The sequence below is a fragment of the Streptomyces sp. H27-C3 genome, assembly GCF_030063415.1.
Taxonomy (GTDB): Bacteria; Actinomycetota; Actinomycetes; order Streptomycetales; family Streptomycetaceae; genus Streptomyces.
Map to the genome: position 1 here is coordinate 179,241 of NZ_JASITA010000012.1, position 26,071 is coordinate 205,311.

The following is a 26,071-nucleotide window of genomic DNA, read 5'->3' on the forward strand; positions in this document are numbered from 1 at the left end:
TGCGACTACCAGGGCCTGCTCGAACCGCACGGGCCCCATGGTCATCAACCCGCCACTCGCAAGTGCCGCCAGACAGCCTTCGCCGCATTGTGCCCCGACATACCGTGCACACCGGGGCCGGGCGGAGTCGCCGACGAACAGATGAAGACCGCCGGGTGCTTCGTCGCGTACGGGAAAAGCGACAGCTTGGGACGCAGGACCAATTGCAGCCCGGAGGCCGCGCCGCAGGCGATGTCTCCCCCCACATAGTTCGCGTTGCGCGCCGCGAGCTCCGGCGGGCCCGCCGTGGCGCGGGCCAGAATCAGGTCGCGGAAGCCGGGGGCGAAGCGTTCGATCTGCCGCTCGATCGCCTCCGTCAGGTCGCCGTCCCAACCCTGCGGGACATGGCCGTACGCCCAGAAGACCTGCTTGCCCTCAGGCGCACGCGACGGGTCCACCAGACTGGGCTGGGCGGTGATCAGGAACGGGGTCTCGGGAGCCGTACCGCCCGAGGCCTGCCGAAGCGCGGTGTCGATCTCGCCCGTACTGGGGCCCACCTGAACGGTGCCGGCCCGCCGGGCCTCCTCCGCCGTCCACGGAACCGCCCCGTCCAACGCGTAGTCGATCTTAAAAACACTCGCGCCGTACCGATAGTTCTCATACGCCCTCCCCAGCCCCGCGATACGGGCCAGGGCAGTGGGCGACGTATCGAACACATACGAACGAGCGGGCGGCAGTTCATCAAGCCGCTTCACCTCGAACCCGGTATGGATCGTGCCGCCCAGGTCCCGCAGATACGCGGCCAGCGCGTCCGAGATGGACTGCGACCCGCCCCGAGCCATCGGCCAGCCCCCGGCATGCGCGGCCAGCGCGAAGACCAGCCCGACCGCACCGGTGGCGATCCCGCCGAGCGGCGCGATCACATGAGCCACAAGCCCGGCGAACAGGGCACGCGCCTTCTCGTCACGAAAGCGGCGCATCAACCAGGTCGACGGCGGCAGCCCGTCGATCCCGAAACGGGCCAGGGTGAGCGGATCGCGCGGCAAAGCGGTCAGCGGCAGCGACATGAAGTCCCGCGCCAGGGTGTCCCACTTCCCGAGGTAAGGCGCGACCAGTCGCCGGTACGTACCCGCGTCGCGCGACCCGAACGACGCGGCGGTCTCGGCGACCGAGCGCGACAGCACCGCGGCCGTGCCGTCGTCCCACGGATGGGCCATCGGCAGCTCGGCATGCAGCCACTCCAGCCCGTACCGGCCCAGCGGCATCGCGTTGAAGGCCGGCGAGCCGGCGCCCAGCGGGTGGACGGCGGAACAGGGGTCGTGCCGGAACCCGGGCAGCGTGAGCTCCTCCGTCCTGGCGCCACCACCGATCGTGTCCCGCGCCTCGAACACCTCCACCGAGAAGCCCCGGCGGGCAAGTTCGACAGCGGCGGTCAGTCCGTTGGGCCCCGCCCCTACGACGACGGCATCGAGCATCGACGGCACCTTCGGACTCCTTTGTCAGCCGGTGGCCAAGAACCCCAGGATATTCCCGGGCAGAAGCGATAGGACGCCGGGAGGGGGGCGGGGGCGCAAGGAGTGGTGTTCGGGACGTAAAGCGTGACGCGTGGGCCTACTCCCCGTCAGGGCCTTCGGCACCCCGCAGTGCTCCTTAGGGGGTGTCCGGCCGATCTCGGACACCCCCTAAATCATGCAGTCCCGCACGCCGCTCCCGCAGGCCGCGACCCCCGGCACCGCACCCGCACCGAGCCCGCACCCGAGGCACACGCACCGCATCCCACCCGAGCCACACCCGCACCTCACTCTCCCCACATCACTCCCCGCCCAGCAGCCCGATCACCCGAGCCACAGTCCCCGCATCCCGCCCCGCGGTGAACGGCAACGCGTTGCCCCCCGCCACCCGGAACCGCTCCCCCGCGAGCGTCGACTGCGCCCCGCCCGCCTCCTCGACCAGCAGCAGCCCCGCCGCATGGTCCCAGGCCAGCTCCCACGAGAACGCGATCGCGTCCAAGTCCCCCCGGGCCACGTCGAGGTACTCCAGCCCCGCCGAGCCGCACGGGCGGGCGTCGACGCCGTCCACGTTCAGCCCGAGGAGGGCCCGCTTCTGCTCCGGCGTCGTGTAGTCCGGGTGGGACATGGCCACCCGAAGCGCCGCGCCGGGCACCGGCGAGCCCGCGCGCAGCGGCTCCCCGTTGAGCCGGGCGCCGCCGCCCCGCACCGCGACGGCCATCTCGTCGAGCACCGGCGCGTACGTCCAGGAGGCGAGCACCTCGCCCCGGTGCGCGAGGGCCACCAGGGTACAGAAGCCCGCCTCGCCGCGGACGAACTGGCGGGTCCCATCGACCGGGTCGACGATCCACACCGGCGCGTCGCCGCGCAGCGCCTCGTACACCGAAGGGTCCTCGTGGACCGCTTCCTCACCGACGACGACGGAGCCGGGCAGCAGCCGGGTCAGCGAAGCCGTGAGGTGCTCCTCGGCCCGCCGGTCGGCGACCGTCACCAGATCGTGCGGCCCAGACTTTTCAATGATCTCGTGCGCGGCCAGCTGCTGGTGCCGCGGCATGATCTCGGCGGCCGCCGCCTTGCGGACAGCCTCTTCGACGTCGGACAACTTGTCATCGATCATGCCTCCAGCAAAGCACGGACCGCTGACAGCCAGGGGGGCGGTCAGCGCCCGACCGCGTAACCCTGCATTCCCCTGGGGTTTGCCGCGGCGGACAGCACGCCCGTCGCCGGGTCGCGCGCGACGACGCACAGCCGGCCCTCCGACCAGGGCCCCCCGACCGTCACGTCATGGCCGAGCCGGCGCAGCTCCGCCACCACCCCTTCGTCCATGCGCGACTCGACAGTGACGGACCCGGGCCGCATCCCGCGCGGATAGAAGGACCCGGGAAAACTCTCGTTGTGCCAGTTCGGGGCGTCAATGGCGGCCTGCAGGGCAAGTCCACTCGCGACGGCGAGAAAGAAATGAACCTGCCACTGATCCTGCTGGTCGCCCCCGGGCGTCCCGAAGGCCATGACCGGCACCCCGTCCCGCAGCGCCAGCGAAGGCGTCAGGGTGGTACGCGGACGGTGGCCGGGCGCAAGGGAGTTGGGCAGTCCGGCGTCGAGCCAGGCCATCTGGAGCCGGGTGCCGAGCGGGAAGCCCAGCTCGGGCACGACCGGGTTCGACTGGAGCCAGCCGCCGCTGGGGGTAGCGGCGACCATATTGCCCCAGCGGTCGACGATGTCGAGGTGGCAGGTGTCGCCCCGGGTCGCACCGTCCTCGGCCACGGTCGGCTCCCCCGCGCCGGCCGCGCGTGGCGCCGGAAGCCCGGCGCCACGGGCCACAGCGGTGGCATGCGCGCTCAGCGCCGGGGTCCGGCCACCGGGACTGCCCGGCCGCAGCTCGTACGAAGCCCGAGGGCCGACGAGCGACCGGCGCTGCGCGTTGTACGCATCGGACAGGAGCGCACCCACCGGCACCTCCTCCGTGTCCCCGTACCAGGCCTCCCGATCGGCCATCGCCAACTTGCAGCCCTCAACAAGAAGGTGGACGTATTCAGCCGACCCATAAACAGGCAACTTATCTGGCAACAGGGCAAGTTGCTGCAAAAAGACGGGCCCCTGACTCCAACCACCCACCTTGCACACCGTCCACCCGTTCCAGTCGTACGTAGCCGGATCCTCATACGTCGCGGACCACCCCGCGAGATCGCCGGCCGACAGCGTCCCGACGTGCCGCCGACCGCTGGTGTCCAGCGTGGGGCGGCCCGCCTGCGCGACGAGCGCCGCGGCGACGAACCCCTCGCGCCACACCTTCCGCGCCGCCTCGATCTCGGCCTCCCGGTCGACTCCGGACGCCTCGGCCAGCAGGCGCCGCCAGGTCGCGGCGAGGGCGGGATTACGGAACAGCCGCCCTGGCTGCGGGAGTTCGCCACCCGGAAGGTAGATCTCGGCCGAAGAAGGCCACTCGGCCTCGAAGAGGGCCCGTACGGTCGCGACGGTCTCCCCCACCCGCGCGACCGGCGGATGCCCGTCCTCGGCATACCCGATGGCGTACTTCAGCACCTCGGCCAGGGACTTGGTGCCATGGTCGCGCAGCAGCACCATCCACGCGTCGAACGCGCCCGGCACGGCGGCGGCGAGCGGCCCGGTGCCGGGCACCAGGTCGAGGCCGAGGCCGCGGTAGTGCGCGATGCCCGCCCCGGCGGGCGCGGGCCCCTGCCCGCAGAGCACCCGGACGTCTGCGCCGGCCGGCGCGAGAATGATCGGCACCTCCCCGGCGGGACCGTTGAGGTGCGGCTCGACGACATGCAGTACGAAACCGGCGACGACGGCGGCGTCGAAGGCGTTGCCGCCGTCCTCCAGGACGGCCATCGCGGACTGCGAGGCGAGCCAGTGGGTGGAGGACACCATGCCGAAGGTGCCCTGGAGGGTGGGCCGGGTCGTGAACACGAGGGGCTCCTGGGTCAGCGGTGAGCGGGGTCGCCGGAACGGCCGGGTCGCACAGGAGGACCGGGCCACGCCCGCCGCTCCTGTGTTCGATCAGCCGTCCCCGCAGGCTAGCGGCACCGTCGCGGCCCCGGAATGGACCGCCCCGGAGATAGCGTTGTGCCTGGTCGGAACCTCAGGAGGCAGAACAGTGCACGGTGAGTACAAGGTCCCGGGCGGCAAGCTCGTCGTGGTCGACCTCGACACGCGAGGTGGCGTCCTGCGGGACGTCCAGGTGGCGGGCGACTTCTTCCTGGAGCCCGACGAAGCGATCCTGACGATCAACGCCGCGCTGGAGGGCGCCCCGGAGGACACCGACGCGGCGGGCCTCGCGACCCGTATCGAAGCGGCGCTCCCCGAGGGCGCCGTGATGTTCGGCCTGACGGCGGAGGGCGTCGCGGTCGCCGTGCGCCGGGCGCTCGCCCATGCCACGGACTGGACCGACTACGACTGGCAGCTGATCCACGAGGGCGCGCAGACCCCGGCCCTGCACATGGCGCTCGACGAGGTCATCACCGCCGAGGTGGCGGCCGGTCGCCGCCCACCGACGCTGCGGGTGTGGGAGTGGGACGTGCCGGCGGTGGTCATCGGCAGCTTTCAGTCGCTGCGCAACGAGGTGGACCCGCAGGGCGCGGAGCGCCACGACATCACGGTCGTGCGCCGGATCAGCGGCGGCGGGGCGATGTTCATGGAGCCGGGCAACACCATCACGTACTCGCTCTCCGTGCCGAAGGCCCTGGTCCAGGGCCTGTCCTTCGCGGACAGCTACGCCTATCTCGACGACTGGGTGCTCGGCGCGCTCGGTGACATGGGCATCAAGGCCTGGTACCAGCCGCTCAACGACATCGCCACCGAGGCCGGCAAGATCGCGGGCGCCGCGCAGAAGCGGGTGGCGAGCGACGGCGGGGCCGTGCTGCACCACGTGACCATGGCGTACGACATCGACGCGGACAAGATGATGGAAGTGCTGCGCATCGGCAAGGAGAAGCTCTCCGACAAGGGCACGAAGAGCGCGAAGAAGCGGGTCGACCCCCTGCGCCGCCAGACGGGCCTGGCCCGCGAGGCAGTCATCGACCGGATGATCGACTCGTTCCGCAGCCGGTACGGGCTGGCGGCGGGCAAAGTGACGGACGACGAGATGGCACGCGCACAGGAACTCGCCGAAGCGAAGTTCAACACGCAGGAGTGGACGGCACGCGTGCCGTGACCGCGCAACCGTCCACTCAATGCAAGGCACCCGCGTCAATGCGAGGCTCCCGCGCCGCGGCCTCCCTCAGGCCTCGTCGCGGGATTTCATGCTCAGCAGGGTGTAGAGAACGCCCACGACGCCGGTGATGAGCGCGCCCTTGCGGAAGTTGAGGAACTTCGGCGCCAGATTCGCCAGGTCGTACGCCGGTGAGACGACATCGGCCGCCAGGTTCACCGAGATCGTCGCGATGAGCACGGTCACCAGCGCGAACAGCAGCCCGAACACGCTGTCCGTCTTCGCGGCCGGCGCGACCGGGTCCCAGACAGCCACCCCGTGCACCGCCTGCGAGCCCGACGTCACGAACACCGAAAGCAGCGCGAACAGCGTCATCGTGGTGGGCAGGCCGAGCGCCTGTCCCCAGACCTGGGCGCGCTGACCGGCCGCGAAGCGGGTCAAGTCGGGGATGTTCAAGCTCAGCGTGGACGTCGTTGACGAAGCGGCCGTCGGGCGGGATCGCGCCCGACGGGAGTTATACGCGGCCGCCCGGGTCGGCTATCGCGTCGCCGGGCACGGTTGCGGTCATAGCGCGGACCTCTCCGAGGAGTTGAGCGCCGGGATGACCGTGGCGCCGTACGCGTCGATCGTCGTCTCCTTGGCATCGTGCATGTCGTACACCGCGAACTGGTCGACGCCCAGCGCCCGCAGTGCCTTGAGCTTCTCGATGTGCGCCTCGGCAGGCCCCAGCAGACAGAATCGGTCCACGATGTCGTCGGGCACGAACGCCGTGTCCGGGTTCCCGGTCCGCCCGTGGTGGCTGTAGTCGTACCCTTCGCGCTGCTTGATGTACGCGGTGAGCGCCTCCGGCACGAGACCGGAGTGCTCGCCGTACTTGGCGACCAGGTCGGCGACGTGATTGCCGACCATACCGCCGAACCACCGGCACTGTTCGCGCGCGTGGTCCAGGTCGTCGCCGATGTACGCGGGCGCGGCGACGCAGATGGTGACGGATGCCGGGTCGCGCCCCGCGTCCGACGCGGCGGTCCGTACCGCCTTGACCATCCACTCCGTCAGGAACGGGTCGGCGAGCTGCAGGATGAAGCCGTCGGCCTTCTCCCCGGCCATGGCGAGCGCTTTGGGCCCGTACGCCGCCATCCACACCGGCAGGCTGCCGTCCTTCACCCAGGGCAGCCGCAGCGACTGCCCGTCGACCTCGGCCTCCCTGCCCTCGGCCAGGTCGCGGATGACGCCGATCGCGTCGCCGAGGCGGGCGAGGGTGTTGGGCTTGCGGCCCGCGACGCGCATCGCGGAGTCGCCGCGCCCGATGCCGCACACCGTGCGGTTGCCGTACATCTCGTTGAGGGTGGCGAAGGTCGACGCGGTGACCTCCCAGGTGCGGGTGCCCGGGTTGGTGACCATCGGCCCGACGATCAGCCGCTCCGTGTGCTCCAGGATGCGGCTGTAGATGACGAACGGCTCCTGCCACAGCACGGCGGAGTCGAAGGTCCAGCCGTAGCGGAAGCCGTTGCGTTCCGCCCGGCGCATCAGGCCGACGACCGCGGAGGCCGGCGGGTCGGCCTGCAGGACGAGTCCGAAGTCCATTTCGACAGCTCCTAGTTCAGGTACTGACAGGTGGCGCGGGGGGTGTAGCGGCCGTGCCCGGCACGGCCGGTGAACTCCCGCTCGTCGATGACCACTTCACCGCGCGAGAGCACGCTCGCGACGCGGCCGGTGAGCCGTTTACCCTCGTACGCCGAGTAGTCGACGTTCATATGGTGGGTCGCGGCGGAGACGACCTGCTCGGCGTGCGGGTCGTAGATGACGATGTCGGCGTCGGCGCCCGGCGCGATCGTCCCCTTCTTCGGGTAGAGGCCGAACATCCGCGCGGGCGTGGCGCAGGCGATCTCGATCCAGCGGCGGCGCGAGATGTGCCCGTCGACGACCGCCTGGTGCAGCAGGTCCATGCGGTTCTCGACGCCCGGCAGGCCGTTGGGGATCTTCGAGAAGTCGCCGCGGCCCAGCTCCTTCTGCCCGGTGAAGCAGAACGGGCAGTGGTCGGTGGACACCACCTGTAGGTCGTTGGTGCGCAGCCCACGCCACAGCGCCGCCTGGTGCTCGCGCGGCCTCAGCGGTGTGGAGCAGACGTATTTCGCGCCCTCGAAATCGGGCTCGGCGAGGTTGTCGGTGGACAGGAACAGGTATTGCGGGCAGGTCTCGCCGAAGACGTTGAGCCCCTTGTCGCGGGCAGCGGCCAGCTCGGCGAGTGCTTCCTCGGCGGACACGTGCACGACGTACAGCGGCGCGCCCGCGACCCTGGCGAGCTGGATGGCCCGGTGGGTGGCCTCGGCCTCCAGGAGGACCTTGCGGACCTCACCGTGGTAGCGCGGATCGGTGCGGCCCTCGGCGAGCGCCTGCTCGACGAGTACGTCGATGGCGATGCCGTTCTCGGCGTGCATCATGATCAGCCCGCCGTTGTGCGCGGAGCGCTGCATGGCGCGCAGGATCCGGCCGTCGTCGCTGTAGAAGACCCCTGGGTACGCCATGAAGAGCTTGAAGGAGGTGATGCCCTCCCCCACCAAGAGGTCCATCTCCTTGAGCGACGACTCATTGACGTCAGACATGATCATGTGGAACGCGTAGTCGATGGCGCACTGCCCGTCGGCCTTCGCGTACCAGGTGTCGAGCCCTTCGCGCAGCGCCTGACCGACGCTCTGCACGGCGAAGTCCACGATGGTCGTGGTACCGCCCCAGGCCGCCGCCCGGGTCCCCGTCTCGAACGAGTCGGAGGCCGCGGTGCCGCCGAAGGGCAGCTCCATGTGGGTGTGCGCGTCGACACCGCCCGGGATGACGTACTTGCCCGCCGCTTCGATGGTGCGCTCGGCGGTCCAGCTCTCGGCCGCTTCGCTGCCGTGCGAGGCGAGTGCGACGATCCGCCCGTCCTCGATCAGGACATCGGCGTGCATTTCGTCGGAGGCCGTGATGACAAGCCCTCCGCGGACAACGGTACGGTTCACCTTTTCTGCTCCCTTCCGACGGAGCCGCCCGGTACGCGCACGGGCGGCTCCGCGCCTGTGTGACTCAGTGCTGTGCCCCGGCCGCTGTGGCCCGACGCGCGGCTGCTCAGTGCGCTTCCCGCAGTGCCTGGTCGAGGATCCGCGCGCCTTCCTCCGCCTCCGCGACGGTGAGGGTCAGCGGCGGGGCGATGCGCAGCACGCTGGTGTTGTGGCCGCCGCCCTTGCCGATCAGGAGACCGCCCTCGCGCGCGGCCTCCAGGACGGCGGCGGCAGCCTCCGGCGACGCCTCGTCGGTGCCCGGCTTCACCAGCTCGATCGCCGCCATCAGGCCGCGCCCGCGCACCTCGCGTACGTACGGCACACTCGCGCCGATCGCGCGCAGCCGCTCCAGGAGCAGCCCACCGACGCGGCGAGCGTTGCCCTGGAGATCGTGTTCCAGGAGGTAGCCGAGGTTGGCGACGCCCGCGGCCATCGTGACGGGGCTGCCGCCGAACGTCGAGATGGAATTGGCCTCCAGGCAGTTCATGACTTCGGCGCGGGCGACGACGCCGCCGATGGACATGCCGTTGCCGATGCCCTTGGCGAAGGTGAGGATGTCCGGCGGGCCGTTCTCGGCGTGTGCCTGCCAGCCCCAGAAGTGGTCTCCCGTACGTCCCCAGCCGGTCTGCACCTCGTCGGAGATCCACAGGATGCCGTGCCGGTCGAGCACTTCGCGGAACGCGGCGTACAGGCCGTCGGGCGGGGAGGTGAAGCCGCCGACGCCCTGGATGGGCTCCGCGATGAGGGCCGCGACCTGGCCGCCGGTCTGACCGAGTACGTCTTCGAGGTCGGCGGCGCACGCCTCGATGAACTGTGCGTCCGAAAGCTGCGCGTACGGACCGCGGCTGCGGACGCCCCCGTGGACGTACATCGTCTGGAGCGGCGAGAGGCTGGTCGGGGACCAGCCGCGGTTGCCGGTGATGGAGACGGCGGAGAAGGACCTGCCGTGGTAGCTGTTGCGCATCGCCAGGAGCTGGTTGGAGCGACGGTACGTCGTGGCGAGGAGCAGGGCCGTGTCGTTGGCCTCGGTGCCCGACGTGGTGAAGAAGACCCGCGCGTCCTGGATACCGGAGAGGGCCGCGATCCGCTCGGCGAGCTCGACCATGGGGCGGTCGAGGTAGAGCGTCGAGGAGTGGATGATCCGCCCGGCCTGCTCGGTGACGGCCTTGGTGACCTCGGGGAGCGCGTGCGCGGTCATGGTGGTGAGGATGCCGCCGAAGAAGTCGAGGTACTTCTTGCCCTCGGCGTCCCAGACGTGCCGACCCTCGCCGTGGGTGATCTCGATCGGCTGCCGGTAGTAGAGGGCGACCCAGTCGGGGATGACCGCCTTGTGGCGGTCGAAGAGATTACTCACGGCTGTACCAGTCCTTCGTACGCGTCGGGACGGCGGTCTCGGTAGAACGCCCACTGCTGGCGTACTTCCTCGATGAGGTCGAAGTCGAGGTCCCGTACGAGCAGTTCCTCCGCCTTGTCACTCGCGACCTCTCCCACGAACTGGCCGCGCGGGTCGACGAAGTAGCTGGTGCCGTAGAAGTCGTTGTCGCCGTACTCCTCCTCGCCGACCCGGTTGATGGCGGCGACGAAGTACTCGTTGGCGACGGCCGCCGCGGGCTGCTCCAGCTGCCAGAGGTGGGCGGACAGGCCGCGTGAGGTGGCGGAGGGGTTGTAGACGATCTGGGCGCCGTTGAGGCCGAGTTGACGCCAGCCCTCGGGGAAGTGCCGGTCGTAGCAGATGTAGACGCCGACCGTGCCGACGGCCGTCTCGAAGACCGGCCAGCCCAGGTTCCCCGGTTTGAAGTAGTACTTCTCCCAGAAGCCCTTGACCTGGGGAATGTGGTGTTTGCGGTACTTGCCGAGGTAGCTTCCGTCGGCGTCGATCACGGCTGCGGTGTTGAAGTAGAAGCCGGACTGCTCGCGCTCGAAGACGGGGACGACGACGACCATGCCGGTCTCGCGGGCGAGGTCCTGCATGCGGCGGACGGTCGGTCCGTCCGGGACGGCCTCCGCCCAGCGGTAGTGCTCGGCCTCCTGCACCTGGCAGAAGTAGGGGGCGTTGAACACCTCCTGGAAGCCGATGATCTTCGCGCCCTGCCGGGCCGCCTCACGGGCGTGTTCCTCGTGCTTGGCGATCATGGATTCGGTGTCGCCCGTCCAGGTCGCCTGGACGAGTGCGGCGCGTACGACGTTGGCCATGACTTGTCTCCTTCAACGGGACGTCAGAGACCTTCTACGCCCGTAGATTCGGGACGTGGAGGGATGAACGTAAGCCCCGTCGGGGAGTGGGGCAAGACCATCGTCGTCAACCCGCTGAGTCGATCATGTTTCGCACCCGAGGGGGTGACGGACGGGCCATGTGTTCACGGTGCGACTCCGGCCACCCGCAGGGCGTGGGCAACATCGCGACACCTTCCCGGTCCCGCGTCGCGCGCGGCCTCAAGCAGCAGGGGGACCAGCCGGCGCGGGTCGCTCTGCGCGAGGTGGGCGCTGTCCTCGGGATTACGGACCCGGACGAACGCGTCGGCCAGGGAGCGCACTTCGCGCCGCTGCCCGGCGACGTCCAGCGCAAGCAGGGTCGCCGCGACCTCGGGTGCGGGGCGGCCGACGCACTGCCGCAGGAGTTGCAGGCCGTCCTCGGCGAGTCCCGCCGCGCCCAGCGCGCCCGCCAGCGCGGCCACCCGGTGGGGCGGCAGCGACGCCGCCTCCCACAGCAGGGTTCCCCAGTCGGCGGCGAGGCCCGCCCGGTGGAGGGCCGCGGCGAGTGCGGGCAGCCGGTCGACGGGCCGGGCGGCGGCCTCGCAGAGCAGCGCGTGCGCCTCACCGCTGCGCCCCTCGACCCGTAGCCGCACGAGAGCGGTGACGGTGCCGGAGGCGGCACGTTCGCCTTCGGCCTCCCGCGCCCGGTCGGCCGCGTGAGGCGCCTCCGCCGCTGCTTCCTCCGCCACTCCGGCGTACCTGGCGCCCCGGGGCCCGGCGACCGCGGGCGCGGACAGGCCGGGCACGGTGAAGACTCCGTCCCCGTCGTCGCTGTCGTCGTCCAGTCCTGCATAGCGGGCACCACGGGGGCGCCGCCTCACGGCGGGAGCGGTTGTGGGGGTGGGAATGGGGGTGGCGCCGAACGAACCGGACGACCTCGACGGGTTTCCCGGCGAGTGCGGGTCGGACGGCTCCCCCACTACATCCGCGGCGGCACCCTGCGCGCGAACCCAGGTGCCCGGCGGCGGCGGGCGGACCGGGCCTGGGACGGCCTCGCGACCCTCCCAGGAGTCCAGGGCCGCGAGCCGGTCGATGATCTCCGCGCAGCGGGCCGCCGCACGTTCGCGGCCGTCCCGCACCCAGGCCAGTTCGAGGCCGACACGCTCCGCGCCGACGCCATCCACGGCGCCCCGCAGACGTTCCGTCAGCTCCTGCTCCCGCCCGGCCGCGTACGTCTGCTCCCGCCGCATCACGCCGAGCCGATCCGCGAGCGCCGCGCGCCCGTGGGGCCGCCGGTCGTACTCCGCCGCGGCCGCGGTGTGAAGTGCTCGTGCGCGTACGACCTCATGCTGCGCGGCCTGCGACCCGTGCCCGTCGGCCAAGTCCTGGAGCAATGCCTCCAGCACGTCCCACGGCGGGAGTTCGGTCCCGTCCAGGCAGGCGCGCATGCCCTCGGGATCACGCTGCCAGAAGACCCCGCACCAGCCACCGCCCGTATCGAGCAATGCCGTCAGATCTCGCAGATAGCGCGCGAACACACCAATATCCACAGGGAGTTGACCCACCGCCATAACCGCCACCGCCGCCCACCACCGACTGGAACCAACCGGTCCGCTGGCATTCGACCGCAGTTGTGTTACGGCGGGGCTACGCGCACTTTTCTGATCCGATCAGATCGGAGCGCCGGGACACTCGGGGCTCCCGCATTCACAGCCGGATGGCGATTCCGGTGTGCGGACGCTTGCCGAGCCGGAAAACCATGGCCGGCCACTCCAAGAACCAGAACTTCCAGGTGTACTTGCGGCCCAGCAGCTTGCGCAGATCACGCATCGCCGCTTCTTCGAGCAGCCGAGCCGTGCCCTTCGCGGACGGCGCGCCATCGGCGATGCGACCGCGGACGTCGCAGGCGGTGACGAGCACCCGGTTGTCATTGCGGAGACGCTTGACCTTCCAGGAGTCCGACTTGGTCCACACGAAGAGCTCCGTGCCGTCGGACGCGGCCCAGACGGGCGTGGCGACGGCGGTGCCGTTCTCGCGGAAGGTGGTCAGGCTGACGTACTGGGCGCGGCCGAGCGGTTCGAGCTGGTCGGAAGTCATGCCCGCGACCCTACGTCGTACGGCGCGGCGGACCGGGGAACCCGCCTCACGCGGGCACCAGGGCGCACTGCGCCACGATCTCGTCCATCGACAGGCCGAGCACCGAGGCCAGCGCCGCCACGGTGAAGAAGGCAGGCGTCGGGGCGCGGCCCGTCTCGATCTTACGGAGGGTCTCCGGGGACAGGCCCGCGTGCGACGCGACATCCACCATGGTGCGTGCGCCGCGCGCCCGGCGGATCAGCTGCCCGAGCCGCTCGCCGCGCTCGTGCTCTTCGGGGGTGAGAGGGGTGCGTACCATCCCGTCATTGTAATACCGCTCAGCCGCTCGCGACCGGTACAGTAATTGGTGTGGTTGAGATCAAGACCGGTTCGTCGGTGGACGCGATACGAGAGGCGGGCCGGGTCGTCGCCCAGGCCCTCACGGCGGTACGGGAAGCGGCGGGCGTCGGCGTCGGACTGCGTGAGCTGGACGAGGCGGCGCGCGAGGTGCTGCGGGCGGCGGGCGGCGGGCGCTACCTCGCCCTTCCTGAACTATCACCCGGGGTGGGCGCCCGCCCCCTTTCCCGGCGTCATCTGCACCTCCATCAATGAAGCGATCGCGCACGGCATCCCGGACCCTGCGTACGTCGGACGGCAGCCGCGCGTCCCACGCGGAGCACACGGTGGCGATCACGGACGCGGGCCCGCGCATCCTGACCCTGCTCTAACGGCCTCGGGGGCAATGGCGCGCGGGCTCCCGACGCCCTGCGACTCCGCCTCCGGCGTTGTCGTCGGTCGACGCCGCTCGCTGATCCACGCTCCATTGCCCCCGAGGTCGTAAGTCACAGCGGGGTCGGGACGACCGGACGGGCCGACCTCGTCGAGCCCGTCCGGTGGTTCACCGGATGCCGGTCGTGCCGCTCAGCCGCCGGCCGGCCGCACCACCATCGCCGAGCCTCCGCCCCGGCGCACCCTCTCCGCAGCCGCCAGCCACCGCCCGTCCGGAAGTCGCTGCACCCCGGTCGTCGCACCGATCTCCGGGTTCTGCTTGAAGACATGCCCAAGGGCTTCGAGCCGGGCCCGCACCGGGCTGTCCCACAGCCCCGGTTCGAGCTCGGTGGTGGCCGAGTTGCGCTGACTCGCACGCGGCGCCGCGATCGCGTCGACCAGCGGCAGCCCCCGGTCCAAGTGGCCCGTCAGAGTCTGAAGCACCGTGGTGATGATGGTCGCGCCGCCCGGTGAGCCGAGCGCGAGGAGCGGCCGGCCGTTCTCCAGGACGATCGTCGGCGAGATCGACGACCTCGGGCGCTTGCCGGGACCGGGCAGGTTCGGGTCGTGGACCGCCGGGTTCGCCGGGGAGAACGAGAAGTCGGTCAGCTCATTGTTGAGGAGGAAGCCACGGCCGGGCACCGTGATGCCGCTGCCGCCCGTCGACTCGATCGTCAGCGTGTACGCGACGACGTTGCCCCACTTGTCGGCCGCGGTCAGGTGCGTCGTGTTCTCCCCCTCGAACGTCGTCGGGGCGGCCTTACCCCCGGCCTTACACGCAGTGGGCTTTCGCGGATCGGCCGACGCGAGCGGGCTGGTGAGCACCGCGTCGTCCTTGATGAGGCACTCGCGCGAATCGGCGAAGCGCTGCGACAGAAGCTCGCGCGTGGGTACGTCCTCGAAGGCCGGGTCGCCGACCCAGCGCCCCCGGTCCGCGAACGCGATCCGGCTCGACTCGATGGAGCGGTGCAGATACGCGGTCTGCGACGCGGCCGAAAGATCGGTCCGCTCAAGGATGTTGAGTGCCTCACCGACGCTCGTACCGCCGGAGGAGGACGGGGCGATGCCGTACACGTCGAGCCCCCGGTAGGACACCTTCGTCGGCGCGTGCCCCACCGCGTCGTACGCCCGCAGGTCCTTCGCGGTCAGATCACCGGGCCTTGCCACCCGGGCCGACTTCGGGTCCACGGGCGGCTTGCGCACGGTGCGGACGATGTCGCGTGCCAGGTCGCCCCGGTACAGCTCGTCGACGCCCTCGCGGCCCAACTCCCGGTAGGTGCGGGCCAGATCGGGGTTCTTGAACCGGGAGCCGACCACCGGCAGTTCGCCGCCCGGCAGGAACAGCTCCGCCGTGTCGGGGAAGTCCCTGAACCGCGCCTCGTTGGCCTGGGTCTGGGTGCGGAAGGTCGGGTCGACGGTGAAGCCGTCGCGCGCGAGCCTCTCGGCCGGCTTCAGCAGGGTGCGCAGGGATTCGCTGCCCCACTTGTCGAGCACCGTCCGCCAGGTGGCCGGGGTGCCCGGCGCGCCGACGCCGAGTCCGCTGGTGACCGCCTGCTCGAAGGCGATCGGCTTGCCGTCCTCCAGGAACAGCGACTTGTCCGCGCTGAGCGGGGCCGTCTCGCGGCCGTCGACCGTGCGCACGGTACGGGACTTGGCGTCGTAGTGGACGAAGTAGCCGCCACCGCCGATGCCCGCCGAATAGGGCTCGGTGACACCGAGCGCCGCTGCCGTGGCGACGGCCGCGTCCACCGCGTTGCCACCGTTCCTGAGCACTTCGATGCCGGCCGCCGAGGCGTCCGCGTCGACGCTGGCGACCGCTCCCCCATACCCGGCGGCGACCGGTGTCTTGGCGGGCGGCGGCTTGGGGGCGGGGGCCGGGGCGGTGGACGGCGGCGCCGTGGCGCCGACCGATGCCATCGCCGCGGCAACGGCCCAGACCGACAATCTCCGTACGGTGGTGCGGCGCATGCGTACCTCCAGTCGTTGACCGTCCGCGCAGCGTAACTTCACCTCGCACTCCCCGCAGGACCGCGTCGAACATCGGTCCGCATAAGGTGCGCAGGGCCGCTAGCATGCCGCCCCATGAATGACGACGTACGCAACATCGTGCTGGGTGTGATCGCCGCCGGAGTCACCGCCTCTCTCGGCTGGCTGGCCCGTACCTCTTTGTGGCGGCGCAAGCTGCGCCGCCAGCAGGTCTTCTTCGGGCTGCCCAGGAACTCCGAGTCGCTGCTCGTGGTGAACCGCGAGGCGGGCGGTGACAGCCGTGCGGTGCACCGCTACGACGTCTTCGCGCTCCTGGAACTCTCCGCCCTCATCAAGGACTGCGGGGCCCACGCGCAGATCCTCTCGCACGACGTCGCGCAGCATGGCTTCGGCGAGCGCACGGAGTTCTGCGTGGGCGGCCCGGTCTCCAATCGCCGGATGGCCGCCCACCTGCACAGTCTGCTGCCCGGTGTCCGGATGAACACCGACGCGGAGCCCGGCCCCGACCGCGGCGCGTTCCAGATCGGCAGTGAGCGCTACCAATTGACGAACGGCGTCTCCGAGTACGTCCTGCTCGCCCGTCTGACGGCCGGTCAGGATGCCAGACCGGTGTTCCTCTTCTGCGGGCAGAGCGCGATCACCAACCAGGCCGCGACGCGCTACCTCGCCCGCAACCACGAGAAGCTGGCCCGCAAACACGGCGACAAGTCGTTCACCCTGCTGCTGAAGGTCATCAACTCGCAGGCGTACGGACCGGACATGGTGGAGCTGATCGCCGATGTGACCGCGGCCTCGCAGGCCCCGATACCGCAGGCGCGCAATTCACACCGGGCGATCGGGTAGTCGGCCGGTCACACCAGGGGTGCCGACGGCGCCCCGGCGGACGTCGCCGACGGAGAGCCTTGTCACACCCGCGTTCCGTCGATTTTTCCTGATTTCCGCAACCCGAAGGCGGCGAATCGCCTCTGCCCTGGAGACAGACATCGCACCGGAGGTTTTCGAGTTGAGCCGCACACGCACGTCGAGCCGCACGCGCACCCTGGCCATCGGCACCGCGGCGCTTGCCGTCGCGCTCTCCGCCTGTTCCGGCGGGGGGACCGACCAGGCCGGAGCGGCCGATTTGTCCGAGAAGCCCCCCGGGATCTCGGTGAATCTGCAGGGCAAGCAGGCCAAGGCCGGGCAGCCGGTGAAGGTGACACTGGCCGACGGCAAGCTGCGGCAGGTCACAGTCGCGAACGGTGACGGCGAGAAGCTCGACGGGAAGATATCCACGAACGGGAAGACCTGGACGTCGGCCCGCGGGGCCACGCCCGGCACCAGCTACAGCGTCGAGGCCAGGGCCGAGGCGGGCGGCACGGCGAAGGCGTCCTTCGCCACCGCCGCGCCGGAGAAGGTCAACAAGCTCAGCCTGGCCCCCGGCAAGAACTCCACCGTCGGCATCGCCCACCCGCTGTCGATCGTCTTCGACCACCCCGTGAAGAACAAGGCCGAGGTGGAGAAGAACCTCAAAGTCAGCACCTCGAACAACACCGAGGGCTCCTGGGGCTGGATGGAGGACTACTCCGGCAAGAGCAGGGTCGACTGGCGGCCCAAGGAGTACTGGAAGGCGGGTACCAAGGTCACGCTCGACGCCAGGCTCAGCGGCGTCGACTCCGGCACCGACGGCGGCTGGTTCGTCCGTGACTACAAGACGAACGTGATCATCGGCAAGAACCAGGTCGTCAAGGTCGACCTCGACAACCACCGGCTGAAGCTGGTGCGCGACGGGCAGCAGGTCGCGGACGTCGCCATGTCGGCCGGCACACCGGGCGGCGACAAGGCCTCCTGGCGCGGAAAGACCGTACTCATGTCGAAGGAGGGCACGATCAATATGCGCTCCGAGACCGTGGGCCTGGGTGACGCCTACGACAAGATGGTCGACTACTCGATGCGGCTCACCTGGTCCGGGATGTACGCGCACGCCGCGCCCTGGAACGCCGGCTACTTCGGCAGCGCCAACAAGAGCTCGGGCTGCATCGGCATGAGCGACGCGGACGCCCGGTCGATCTACGACCAGGTCCAGATCGGGGACCCCTTCGAAGTCACCGGCGGCGACGCCAAGGGCACCCAGGCGATCAACAACGGCTACGGCGAGTGGAACCTCTCCTGGACCGACTGGCAGACGAAGAGCGCCCTGCGCTGAACCGGGCCGCCGCCGGAGCCGTTCACGCGCCCCTGCTGACACCGCATCCAATAATCGTTACCCGCACGTAACTTACCGACCGGTTACCAGCGGTAAGCGACGGAGGTTACCGTCGGGTCACTTTGCACTTACACGAGTGAGGAGTGACCCGTGAGATCCCCCCGCGCAGCTCTGCGCGTCTCCACCGTCGGCGCCGCCACCGCTGCCCTGCTCGCCACCGCGGCCACCGGCCAGGCGCCGATGGCCGCGGCCGCCGACCCCGCCGTCCAGTCGGCCGCGGCGTCTGCGGCCACCGCGTCCGGCGCTCAGCCCGGCGTCCGGTTCGTCGATATCGCCGGCGACGGCGGCACCGTACTCAAGGCCAATGTCTTCACCCCGGCAGGCGCCGACAGCGCCCGCTCCTACCCGGTGATCGTGCTGCCCACCAGCTGGGCCGTACCGCAGATCGAATACATCGCGCAGGCCAAGAAGCTCGCCGACTCCGGTTATGTCGTGGTCAGTTACAACGTCCGCGGCTTCTGGCAGTCCGGCGGCAACATCGAAGTGGCGGGCCCGCCGGACATCGCCGACGCCTCCAAGGTGATCGACTGGGCGCTCGCCAACACCCCGGCCGACCCCTCGAAGGTGGGCATGGCAGGCGTCTCCTACGGCGCCGGCATCAGCCTGCTGGCCGCCGGGCACGACAAGCGGATCAAGGCGGTGGTGGCCCTCAGCGGCTGGGCCGACCTCATCGAGTCGATCTACAGCGGCCGCACCCAGCACCTCCAGGCGGCAGCGGTGCTCACCGGCGCCGGATACCTCACCGGCCGCCCCAGCCCCGAACTCCAGCAGACCATGAAGGACTTCCTCGGCTCCAACCTGGCCAAGGAGCAGGACATGATCGAGTGGGGCAGGAAGCGCTCCCCCACCACCTACCTCGACCAGATCAACAAGAACGGCTCGGCCGTGATGCTGGGCAACGCCTGGGGCGACACCCTCTTCCCGCCGAACCAGTACGCCAAGTTCTACGAGAAGCTCACCGGTCCCAAGCGCCTGGAGTTCCGGCCGGGCGACCACGCCACCGCCGAGGCCATCGGCCTGCTCGGGCTGCCCAACGACGTCTGGACCAACGCCCAGCGCTGGTTCGACCATCACCTCAACGGCACCGACAACGGCATCGACCGCGAGCAGCCCGTCCAGCTCAAGTCCCGTTCCACCAACGGCTACGAGGGCTACCCCGACTGGAAGTCGGTCGGCGCCACCCAGCGCAAGATCGAGCTCGGCGGCACCAAGAAGATCTACGCGAACGTGGACTCGGGCGCCAACGGCGGAGTGGTGTTCCTGTCCAACGCGCTCGACCAGTTCCTGAGGCTTCCGCCCACCGCCTCAGTTCCGCTGCTGCCGCGTGCCTTCACCTCGGTCTGGCAGTCCGAGCGGTACGCCGCGGCGCAGCGTGTGCGCGGCACCAGCAAGCTGCACACGACGGTCACCAGCACCAAGGAGAGCGGCACCCTCGTCGCATACCTCTACGACGTGGGCCCGCTCGGCCTCGGCAAGCTGGTCAGCAACGCGCCGTACACCTTCCACGACAAGGCGCCCGGCCGGCCGTTCCCCGTCGACCTGGAGTTGTTCTCCACGGCCTACGACGTCCCGGCCGGCCACCGACTGGCCGTGGTGATCGACACCGTCGACCCGCTCTACATCGAACACAACCCGTCCGGCGCGCAGCTGACCTTCTCATCACCCGGGACCGACCCGTCGTACCTGACGGTCCCTTTGCGCGACAACTGATCTCCGGCTGCTGCCTGGCAGGCATGTGCCCTTTGAACTACCGCACGCCCGGCAGCAGCGTGCCCGGCTCGGCCGTGGAGACATCCACGGCCTCGTTCTTGGGGTTGCGCTGCTCCCGCTTGGCCACCCACTGGGCGAACCAGGAGAGCAGCACGCACATCCCGATGCAGATCGGCGAGATCACCATCACCACGGGGATGAACGGCAAATCGTAGTCGAGATTCGACGCGATGAGCTTGCCGGCGTGGAGGAACTCCTCATAGGTGATCAGGTAGCCGAGCGAGGTGTCCTTCAGCGCGACCACGAGCTGACTGACGACCGTCGGCAGCATCGCGCGGACGCCCTGCGGCACCAGCACGAACGTCATGACCTGGGTTTTGCGCATGCCGAGCGCGTACGCAGCCTCCCGCTGCCCCCTTTCCACGGAGTTGACCCCCGTACGGAACACCTCGGCGAGCACCGAGCCGTTGTAGAGCGTCAGTCCGGCCACCAGTGCGGGCAGCGGCTGGACCTTCAATGCCACGAAGATGAAGAAGATCATCACCAGTACGGGCATGGCGCGGAAGAATTCGACCAGCAGCGTCGCCACCCATCGCAGCGCGCGGTGCTGGGAGAGCCGGCCCGTCGCGAGGACCGCGCCGAGCGCGATCGAGAGGACGGCGGCGTACGCGAAGGCCTTGAGCGTGTTGCCCAGGCCGCGCAGCAGCAGCTCCTGGATTCCCTCGTACTGGAAGGGGTTCCACTTGGCCGACGTGAACTGGTTGGTGTCGAAGAACAGATACAGCACCCAGCCGAACAGCGCGGCGATGACGACGGTCGACGCGACCGCCGTACAGGAAGTGCCGCTTGCGGGTCTTGGGCGTCGCCCGGAGGGATCCGACGGGCGCGACCCGGCAGGACGCCATGAGGCAGCCGAGCACCAACGCGAGCACCGAGGCGTAGACCATGAGCTCGACGGTGCCGAGGAAGCCCTTGCCGTAAAGAGAGAAATTCTCGGTGAGTACGTTCACGATGTCCTCAGCTCGCCGGGTAGCGGTCGATCGCGGGCGGCTTGGGGGCCGGCACGCCGGAGAGAGCGAGCGTCGCGTCGTACGCCTTCGTCCAGTTCCCGTTCTTCTCGTTGGCCTCGATCGCGTCGTCGATGGCCAGGCGCAGCGCGTTGTCGCGGCGCGGGACGCCGATGCCGTACGGCTCCTCGGAGAAGGACTTGCCGACGATCTTGAGCTCCTCGGGCACCTTGGCCGCGTAGCCGATGAGGATGGCGTCGTCGGTGGTGACGGCGTCGACCTGGAACGTCAGCAGGTTGTCGACGCAGACCGAGTAGGTGTCGTACGCGACGAGGTCGGCCTTCGGGTAGTCGGCCTGGATCCGCTGGTACGGGGTCGAACCGGCGGCCGAGCAGACCCGCTTGCCGTTGAGGTCCTGCGGCCCTTTGATGTCGGTCTCATCGGTGCGCACCAGCAGCGACTGGCCGCCCATGTAGTACGGGCCCGCGAAGCCGACGAGCTTCTTGCGGTTGTTGTTGATGGTGTAGGTGCCGACGTAGTAGTCGATCTGGCCGTTCTGCAGGGCGGTTTCACGGTTGGCCGAGGCGATCGTCTTGAACTGGACCTTCTGCGGTTCGAAGCCCAGCGAGCCGGCGGCCATCTTGGCGATCTCGATGTCGAACCCGGAGTAGACGCCGCTGGCCGGGTCCTTCTCGCCCATGTACGGCTGGTCCTCCTTGGCTCCGACGACGAGGTGGCCCCGGCGCCTCGCCTTCTCCCAGGTGCGGGAGGCAGGCAGGTCGAAGTCCTTCGCCACCGTGTACTTGGGCGGCTCATCGGGCTGCGGGCCCTTCACCGGCGGACTGCCCTCCTTGCCGCAGGCGGCGGCGAGCAAGGCGAGCACGAGGGCGGCGAGAGTGCGTGACATGCGCTTCATACACCGCCCGTCAGTGCTTGAGGATCTTGGAGAGGAAGTCCCTGGCGCGGTCGCTCTCCGGGCGGTGAAGAAGGCTTCGGGGGTGCGGTCCTCGATGATGCAGCCGTCCGACATGAAGACGACGCGGTTGGCCGCCGAGCGGGCGAAGCCCATCTCGCGGGTGACGACGACCATCGTCATGCCCTCGCGGGCCAGCTGCTGCATGACTTCCAGCACCTCGTTGATCATCTCCGGGTCGAGCGCGGAGGCCGGCTCGTCGAAGAGGAGGACCTTGGGGTCCATGGCGAGGGCGCGGGCGATGGCCACGCGCTGCTGCTGGCCGCCCGAGAGCTGGGCGGGGAGCTTGTCGGCCTGGTCGGCGAGTCCGACGCGTTCCAGCAGTTTCGCGGGAGCGCGTGTCGGCTTCTTCGTTCTTGCGTTTACGGACCTTGAGCTGCGCCAGCGAGAGATTTTCCAGCACGGTCTTGTGCGCGAAGAGGTTGAAGGACTGGAACACCATCCCCACCTCGGCCCGCAGCTGTGCGAGGGCGCGCCCCTCTTTGGGGACGGGTCTGCCTTCGATGCGGATACTGCCGGACTCGATCGTCTCCAGCCGGTTCATCGTCCGGCAGAGCGTTGACTTGCCCGAGCCGGACGGACCGATGACTACCACCACCCGCGTGCGACGGTGAGATTGATGTCCTGCAGGACGTGCAACTTCCCGTAGTGCTTGTTGACGTCACGCAGCTCGATCAACGGATCGACGGCCATACGCTGCCCTACCCACTCTCAGCTGTGTCGAGGTCAGTGCAAACTATCCATCCCGATAAGGGACTTCAGACTCGACACGCTCAAATAGGACATAAGGCGCACCAAAGAGTTTAAAGGCCCGCGCCCGAGGACGGTCAGGCCTCGGCCGCTTCCCCGTACACCTGGGAGAGCTCTGGCGCACCGCTGACCGCCCAGTCCAGACCGGCCTCCACCACATTGATCTCGCGCCCCGAGGCCAGCCTGACCACCGGCTGGCCGCTCGGCCACAGCTGCCAGAGCGCCCCCGGGACCGTACGCACGATCACTGTGCCGAGGTAGAGGCCCGCGTCATTGCCCAGCCAGGGCAGCTCCTCGGGATCGTCGCGCCAGCGCGGCGGCAGCTGGTCGAGCGCCTCCAACGACGCCGGGGAGTCGTCCAGTTCCAGACCGGCCTGCGCCACCCGGACACGGAGCAGCTCGCACTCGGAGAACAGCTCGGCGATACCTTCCTGGTCGGCGTCGGCATCAATGGCGAACACGGCCGTGCCGCGCTCCGTGGCATGCCGCTTGCGCCAGTTGTCCAGAAAAGGAATGTTCTTCATACCGCTCAGCCTCGCATTCGTCCTGCCTTGTGCACCACCGGCGCGCGGGTAACTGTCCGCCTCGGGGGCCGAGGCGCCGGCCGGATCAGAGGTCGAGGTCGACGACCACCGGCGCGTGGTCCGACGAGCCCTTGCCCTTGCGCTCCTCGCGGTCCACATAGCTGTCCTTGACCGCGGCCACGAAGGGGGCGTTGCCGTAGACCAGGTCGATGCGCATGCCCCTGTTCTTGGGGAAGCCGAGCTCGCGGTAGTCCCAGAAGGTGAACGGCCGGTCGTACTTCAGCGGGCGGGGCATCACGTCCGAGAGTCCGGCGTCGCGCAGCGCGGTGAGTGCCGCGCGCTCGGCGGGGGTCACATGGGTGGCCCCCTCGAAGAGCGCGGGGTCCCAGACGTCCTCGTCGGTGGGGGCGACATTGAAGTCGCCGAGGACGGCGAACGGGCGCTCGCCCGCCGTGTCCGCGGTTACCGCCTTGTGGAGCGCCTCGAACCAGCGCAGCTTGTACGCGTAGTGGTCGTGCCCGACCTCGCGGCCGTTCGGCACGTAGACCGACCAGAGGCGGAGCGGGCCGCAGGTCGCGGAGACCGCCCGCGGCTCCTGCACTCCCTCGTAGTCCGGGCCGTCGGGCAGGCCCGTGACGACGTCTTCGAGACCGACCCTGGAGATCACGGCCACGCCGTTCCACCGGCCGGTGGCGTTGACCGCGGACTCGTAGCCGAGCTCGCGCAGCTGGTCGGCCGGGAAGCCCTCTGCGGTGGTCTTGGTCTCCTGGACGCACAGCACATCGGTGCCGGTGCTCTCCAGCCAGGCCAGCAGCCGGGGCAGCCGGGCGGTGATCGAGTTGACGTTCCAGGTGGCGATGCGCATGTACGTCATGTTATCCGCGGGGTGTGACACTCACAGGTCGGTCGAGTCGCCCGGTGTCAGCCTGCTGTGGTCCGCGCCGCCGAGCGAGCCGATCTGCGAGTCGTAGATCGGCCGGGCCAGGTCGGTGAGCAGCGCGTCGTGGATGTCGATGGCACGCTGCGGCTTCACCTCGCGCACATAGTCGATGACCTCGGAGATCTTCGACCAGGGGGCCATCACGGGGAGCATCAGCGTCTCGACCGGGTGTTCGGGGACGGTGAGCGCGTCGCCCGGGTGGAAGAGCGAGCCGTCCACCAGGAAGCCGACGTTGGTGACGCGCGGGATGTCCGGATGGATGACGGCGTGCAGCTCGCCGTGCACCTGGACGTCGAAGCCGGCCGCCGTGAAGGTGTCGCCGTGGCCGACCGTGTGCACCCGGCCGGGGAAGGCCGCCGAGAGCTGGTCGGCGACGCTGCGCAGGGTCCAGATCTCGGCGCCCGGGTTCGACTCCAGACCGGCCCGCAGCCGGTCCTCGTGGAAGTGGTCGAGGTGCTCGTGCGTCACGAGGAGGACGTCCGCGCCGACCGCCGCGTCCTGTTCGCTGAAGGCGCCCGGGTCGATGACGAGCCGGCGACCGTCCTTCTCCAGGCTGATGCAGGCGTGGGTCCTCTTCGTCAGCTTCATATGTCCATCCTGCTACGCCTGCGGGGTGGTCTCCTGCTGGATGACGGCCTGCGCGACCTTGAAGGCCGAGTGCGCCGCCGGGACACCGCAGTAGACGGCCGTGTGGATCAGCACTTCCTTGATCTCCGCGGGGGTCAGGCCGTTGCGCAGGGCGGCGCGAGTGTGGAAGGCCAGCTCGTCCAGGTGGCTGCCCGCGACCAGCGCCGTGAGGGTGATGACGCTGCGGGTGCGGCGGTCGAGGCCGTCCCTGGTCCACACCTCACCCCAGGCGTAGCGGGTGATCAGCTCCTGGAAGTCGCCGGTGAAGGCGTCGGCGTCGCCGAGCGCCCGGTCCACATGGGCGTCGCCGAGCACCTCACGGCGGACCTTGAGCCCGGCGGTGTACGGGTCGGCGCGACCGCCCTGGTCGAGCACGGCCTCGGGCTGCACGGCCGCGGCGATCTCGGCGACCGGGCCGGTGGGCGCGGAGATCGCCGAAAGCAGCGGCGGGGCCTGGATCGCCTGCATGCCGGTGTTCGTGCCCGGCGCGGCCTGCCAGGCGGTGGAGAAGTGCCGTACGAGCAGGTCGGTGACGGCTGCGGGCTGCTCGACGGGGGCCAGGTGGGAGGCCCCGGGGACCAGCGCCAGGCGGGCGTCGGGGATGCCCGCGACGAGGGTACGGGCCTCTGCGGGCCCGGTGACCTGGTCGTCGGAGCCGACCAGGACGAGGGTCGGGACGCCGATGCGGCCCAGTTCGGCGCGTACGTCGAAGGCGGCCAGCGCTTCGCAGGCGGCGATGTAACAGCCGGGGTCGGTGGTGCGGACCATCTGGACGGCCCACTCCACGATCGCGGGCTGGGCGGCGGCGAAGCCGTGGGTGAACCAGCGCGAGGGCGCGGTGGCCGCCATCGGCTCCAGACCGTTGGTCCGGACGATCACACCGCGCTGGCGGAACTCGTCGGCGGTGCCGAACCGGGGCGAGGCCGCGACCAGGCCGAGCGAGGCGATGCGGTGCGGATGGCGCAGCGCCAGCTCCGCGCCGATGGCGCCGCCGATGGAGCAGCCCGCGTAGCCGAAGCGCTGTACGCCCAGGCCGTCGATGGTCGCGAGGAGCCGGTCGGCCAGGTCGGTGACCGAGGCGGCGGGGTGGGCGGGGGCGCCACCGTGTCCCGGCAGGTCGAAGCGGAACACCCGCCAGTGGCGGATCAGCTCCGGTATCTGCCGGTCCCACATGTGCCATGTGGTACCGAGGGAGGGGCCCAGCACGAGGACCGGGGCGTCTTCTGGCCCGTCAAAGCGGTATTGGAGGGTCTGCTGCGTCGTCTCGCTCATCCGCCTCACGCTCTCATATCTCACAATCTCTCACGACCGCGCGGTATGTCGTCTCCGGACCCATGCAGCCCACCCCACACTGTGGCAGCTCCACGAAGATCCTCCACGCCCGGCTTGACGTACCACCTCTTGGTGGTCAGGACGTTCGTGTGTCCCGCCCACCGAGCCAACAGGTGGTCCGGCACCGGCGCTGTCACGTTGGCTGACGGGGGTGGGATGATCTTGGGGTTGGTCATGCTGGGAGGGGATCGCTCGTGTCGACTACGCCGCCGTCGTACAAAGGGCACCGGTACCGGTGGAGGCCATCTCGCAC

At 69.9% G+C, this 26,071-nt stretch carries 20 protein-coding genes and 5 pseudogenes; 5 read left to right on the plus strand and 20 right to left on the minus strand.

Annotated features, from left to right (window positions below; all coding sequences use genetic code 11):
* Window positions 1-44 precede the first annotated feature (44 nt).
* The 3 genes from QMK30_RS14615 to QMK30_RS14625 all read right to left on the minus strand — a co-directional run bounded on the left by QMK30_RS14615 (window position 45) and on the right by QMK30_RS14625 (window position 4,415).
* Window positions 45-1,463: a phytoene desaturase family protein gene (locus QMK30_RS14615; RefSeq protein WP_283518248.1), complete on the minus strand. Its 1,419-nt coding sequence runs from the start codon at window positions 1,461-1,463 to the stop codon at window positions 45-47.
* A 328-nt stretch (window positions 1,464-1,791) separates the two neighbouring features.
* Window positions 1,792-2,604 carry an inositol monophosphatase family protein gene (locus QMK30_RS14620; protein ID WP_283518250.1) on the minus strand — a complete coding sequence of 271 codons (813 nt, stop codon included), beginning with the start codon at window positions 2,602-2,604 and terminating at the stop codon, window positions 1,792-1,794.
* 41 nt (window positions 2,605-2,645) lie between these two features.
* A complete protein-coding gene (locus QMK30_RS14625; RefSeq protein WP_283518252.1) occupies window positions 2,646-4,415 on the minus strand; it encodes a gamma-glutamyltransferase family protein in 1,770 nt (589 codons plus the stop codon).
* 187 nt (window positions 4,416-4,602) lie between these two features.
* Here QMK30_RS14625 and lplAB point away from each other — a divergent pair, with 187 nt between their 5' ends.
* On the plus strand, window positions 4,603-5,658 hold the full coding sequence (gene lplAB / locus QMK30_RS14630) for a lipoate-protein ligase LplAB (protein WP_283518253.1): 1,056 nt from the start codon (window positions 4,603-4,605) through the stop codon (window positions 5,656-5,658).
* A gap of 66 nt (window positions 5,659-5,724) precedes the next feature.
* Here the strand turns inward: lplAB and QMK30_RS14635 are convergent.
* The 8 genes and pseudogenes from QMK30_RS14635 to QMK30_RS14670 all read right to left on the minus strand — a co-directional run.
* Window positions 5,725-6,123, minus strand: a pseudogene (locus tag QMK30_RS14635) (cytosine permease); the annotation flags it as partial.
* A gap of 96 nt (window positions 6,124-6,219) precedes the next feature.
* On the minus strand, window positions 6,220-7,239 hold the full coding sequence (locus QMK30_RS14640) for a TIGR03842 family LLM class F420-dependent oxidoreductase (RefSeq protein WP_283518255.1): 1,020 nt from the start codon (window positions 7,237-7,239) through the stop codon (window positions 6,220-6,222).
* Between the two features lie 11 nt (window positions 7,240-7,250).
* Complete coding sequence (gene hydA, locus QMK30_RS14645; RefSeq protein WP_283518256.1) at window positions 7,251-8,651, minus strand: dihydropyrimidinase; 1,401 nt, start codon at window positions 8,649-8,651, stop codon at window positions 7,251-7,253.
* Window positions 8,652-8,757: 106 nt separating this feature from the next.
* Window positions 8,758-10,044 (minus strand): aspartate aminotransferase family protein, encoded by a 1,287-nt coding sequence (locus QMK30_RS14650; RefSeq protein WP_283518257.1) that lies wholly within the window; start codon window positions 10,042-10,044, stop codon window positions 8,758-8,760.
* Complete coding sequence (locus QMK30_RS14655) at window positions 10,041-10,883, minus strand: nitrilase-related carbon-nitrogen hydrolase (protein ID WP_283518258.1); 843 nt, start codon at window positions 10,881-10,883, stop codon at window positions 10,041-10,043. The genes QMK30_RS14650 and QMK30_RS14655 overlap by 4 nt, the downstream gene beginning before the upstream one ends.
* Window positions 10,884-11,047: 164 nt before the next feature.
* Window positions 11,048-12,421, minus strand: coding sequence for a hypothetical protein (locus QMK30_RS14660; RefSeq protein ID WP_349362072.1), 1,374 nt, complete (start codon window positions 12,419-12,421; stop codon window positions 11,048-11,050).
* Window positions 12,422-12,590: 169 nt separating this feature from the next.
* Entirely contained in the window at window positions 12,591-12,980 is a 390-nt protein-coding gene (locus QMK30_RS14665; protein WP_283518260.1) for a PPOX class F420-dependent oxidoreductase, read from the minus strand.
* Window positions 12,981-13,026: 46 nt separating this feature from the next.
* The gene (locus QMK30_RS14670) at window positions 13,027-13,278 is read right to left on the minus strand and encodes a helix-turn-helix domain-containing protein (RefSeq protein WP_283518261.1); all 252 of its coding nucleotides are present in this window, start codon (window positions 13,276-13,278) and stop codon (window positions 13,027-13,029) included.
* A 50-nt stretch (window positions 13,279-13,328) separates the two neighbouring features.
* Between QMK30_RS14670 and QMK30_RS14675 the strand changes: the two are divergent.
* Window positions 13,329-13,596, plus strand: a pseudogene (locus QMK30_RS14675) (M24 family metallopeptidase); the annotation flags it as partial.
* 284 nt (window positions 13,597-13,880) lie between these two features.
* Here the strand turns inward: QMK30_RS14675 and ggt are convergent.
* Complete coding sequence (gene ggt, locus QMK30_RS14680) at window positions 13,881-15,695, minus strand: gamma-glutamyltransferase (protein ID WP_283518263.1); 1,815 nt, start codon at window positions 15,693-15,695, stop codon at window positions 13,881-13,883.
* Window positions 15,696-15,809: 114 nt separating this feature from the next.
* Here ggt and QMK30_RS14685 point away from each other — a divergent pair, with 114 nt between their 5' ends.
* From QMK30_RS14685 to QMK30_RS14695, 3 genes are all read left to right on the plus strand, one after another.
* Window positions 15,810-16,556, plus strand: a complete 747-nt coding sequence (locus tag QMK30_RS14685) for a hypothetical protein (RefSeq protein WP_283518264.1) — start codon at window positions 15,810-15,812, stop codon at window positions 16,554-16,556.
* 160 nt (window positions 16,557-16,716) lie between these two features.
* Window positions 16,717-17,895, plus strand: coding sequence for a L,D-transpeptidase (locus QMK30_RS14690; protein WP_283518266.1), 1,179 nt, complete (start codon window positions 16,717-16,719; stop codon window positions 17,893-17,895).
* Between the two features lie 150 nt (window positions 17,896-18,045).
* Window positions 18,046-19,665, plus strand: a complete 1,620-nt coding sequence (locus QMK30_RS14695; RefSeq protein WP_283518267.1) for a CocE/NonD family hydrolase — start codon at window positions 18,046-18,048, stop codon at window positions 19,663-19,665.
* Between the two features lie 37 nt (window positions 19,666-19,702).
* Here QMK30_RS14695 and QMK30_RS14700 read toward each other — a convergent pair.
* From QMK30_RS14700 to pcaDC, 8 genes and pseudogenes are all read right to left on the minus strand, one after another.
* Window positions 19,703-20,501: pseudogene (locus QMK30_RS14700) on the minus strand (amino acid ABC transporter permease).
* A 30-nt stretch (window positions 20,502-20,531) separates the two neighbouring features.
* Window positions 20,532-20,675 (minus strand): annotated as a pseudogene (locus QMK30_RS14705) (amino acid ABC transporter permease); the annotation flags it as partial.
* Between the two features lie 7 nt (window positions 20,676-20,682).
* Window positions 20,683-21,588, minus strand: a complete 906-nt coding sequence (locus QMK30_RS14710) for a glutamate ABC transporter substrate-binding protein (protein ID WP_283518269.1) — start codon at window positions 21,586-21,588, stop codon at window positions 20,683-20,685.
* A gap of 10 nt (window positions 21,589-21,598) precedes the next feature.
* Window positions 21,599-22,338, minus strand: a pseudogene (locus tag QMK30_RS14715) (amino acid ABC transporter ATP-binding protein).
* Between the two features lie 134 nt (window positions 22,339-22,472).
* Window positions 22,473-22,919 (minus strand): DUF6278 family protein, encoded by a 447-nt coding sequence (locus QMK30_RS14720; RefSeq protein ID WP_283518270.1) that lies wholly within the window; start codon window positions 22,917-22,919, stop codon window positions 22,473-22,475.
* Window positions 22,920-23,004: 85 nt separating this feature from the next.
* Window positions 23,005-23,784 carry an exodeoxyribonuclease III gene (locus QMK30_RS14725; protein WP_283518272.1) on the minus strand — a complete coding sequence of 260 codons (780 nt, stop codon included), beginning with the start codon at window positions 23,782-23,784 and terminating at the stop codon, window positions 23,005-23,007.
* 30 nt (window positions 23,785-23,814) lie between these two features.
* Complete coding sequence (locus tag QMK30_RS14730; protein WP_283518273.1) at window positions 23,815-24,447, minus strand: MBL fold metallo-hydrolase; 633 nt, start codon at window positions 24,445-24,447, stop codon at window positions 23,815-23,817.
* A 12-nt stretch (window positions 24,448-24,459) separates the two neighbouring features.
* Window positions 24,460-25,758: a bifunctional 3-oxoadipate enol-lactonase/4-carboxymuconolactone decarboxylase PcaDC gene (gene pcaDC / locus QMK30_RS14735; RefSeq protein WP_283518274.1), complete on the minus strand. Its 1,299-nt coding sequence runs from the start codon at window positions 25,756-25,758 to the stop codon at window positions 24,460-24,462.
* Window positions 25,759-26,071 lie beyond the last annotated feature (313 nt).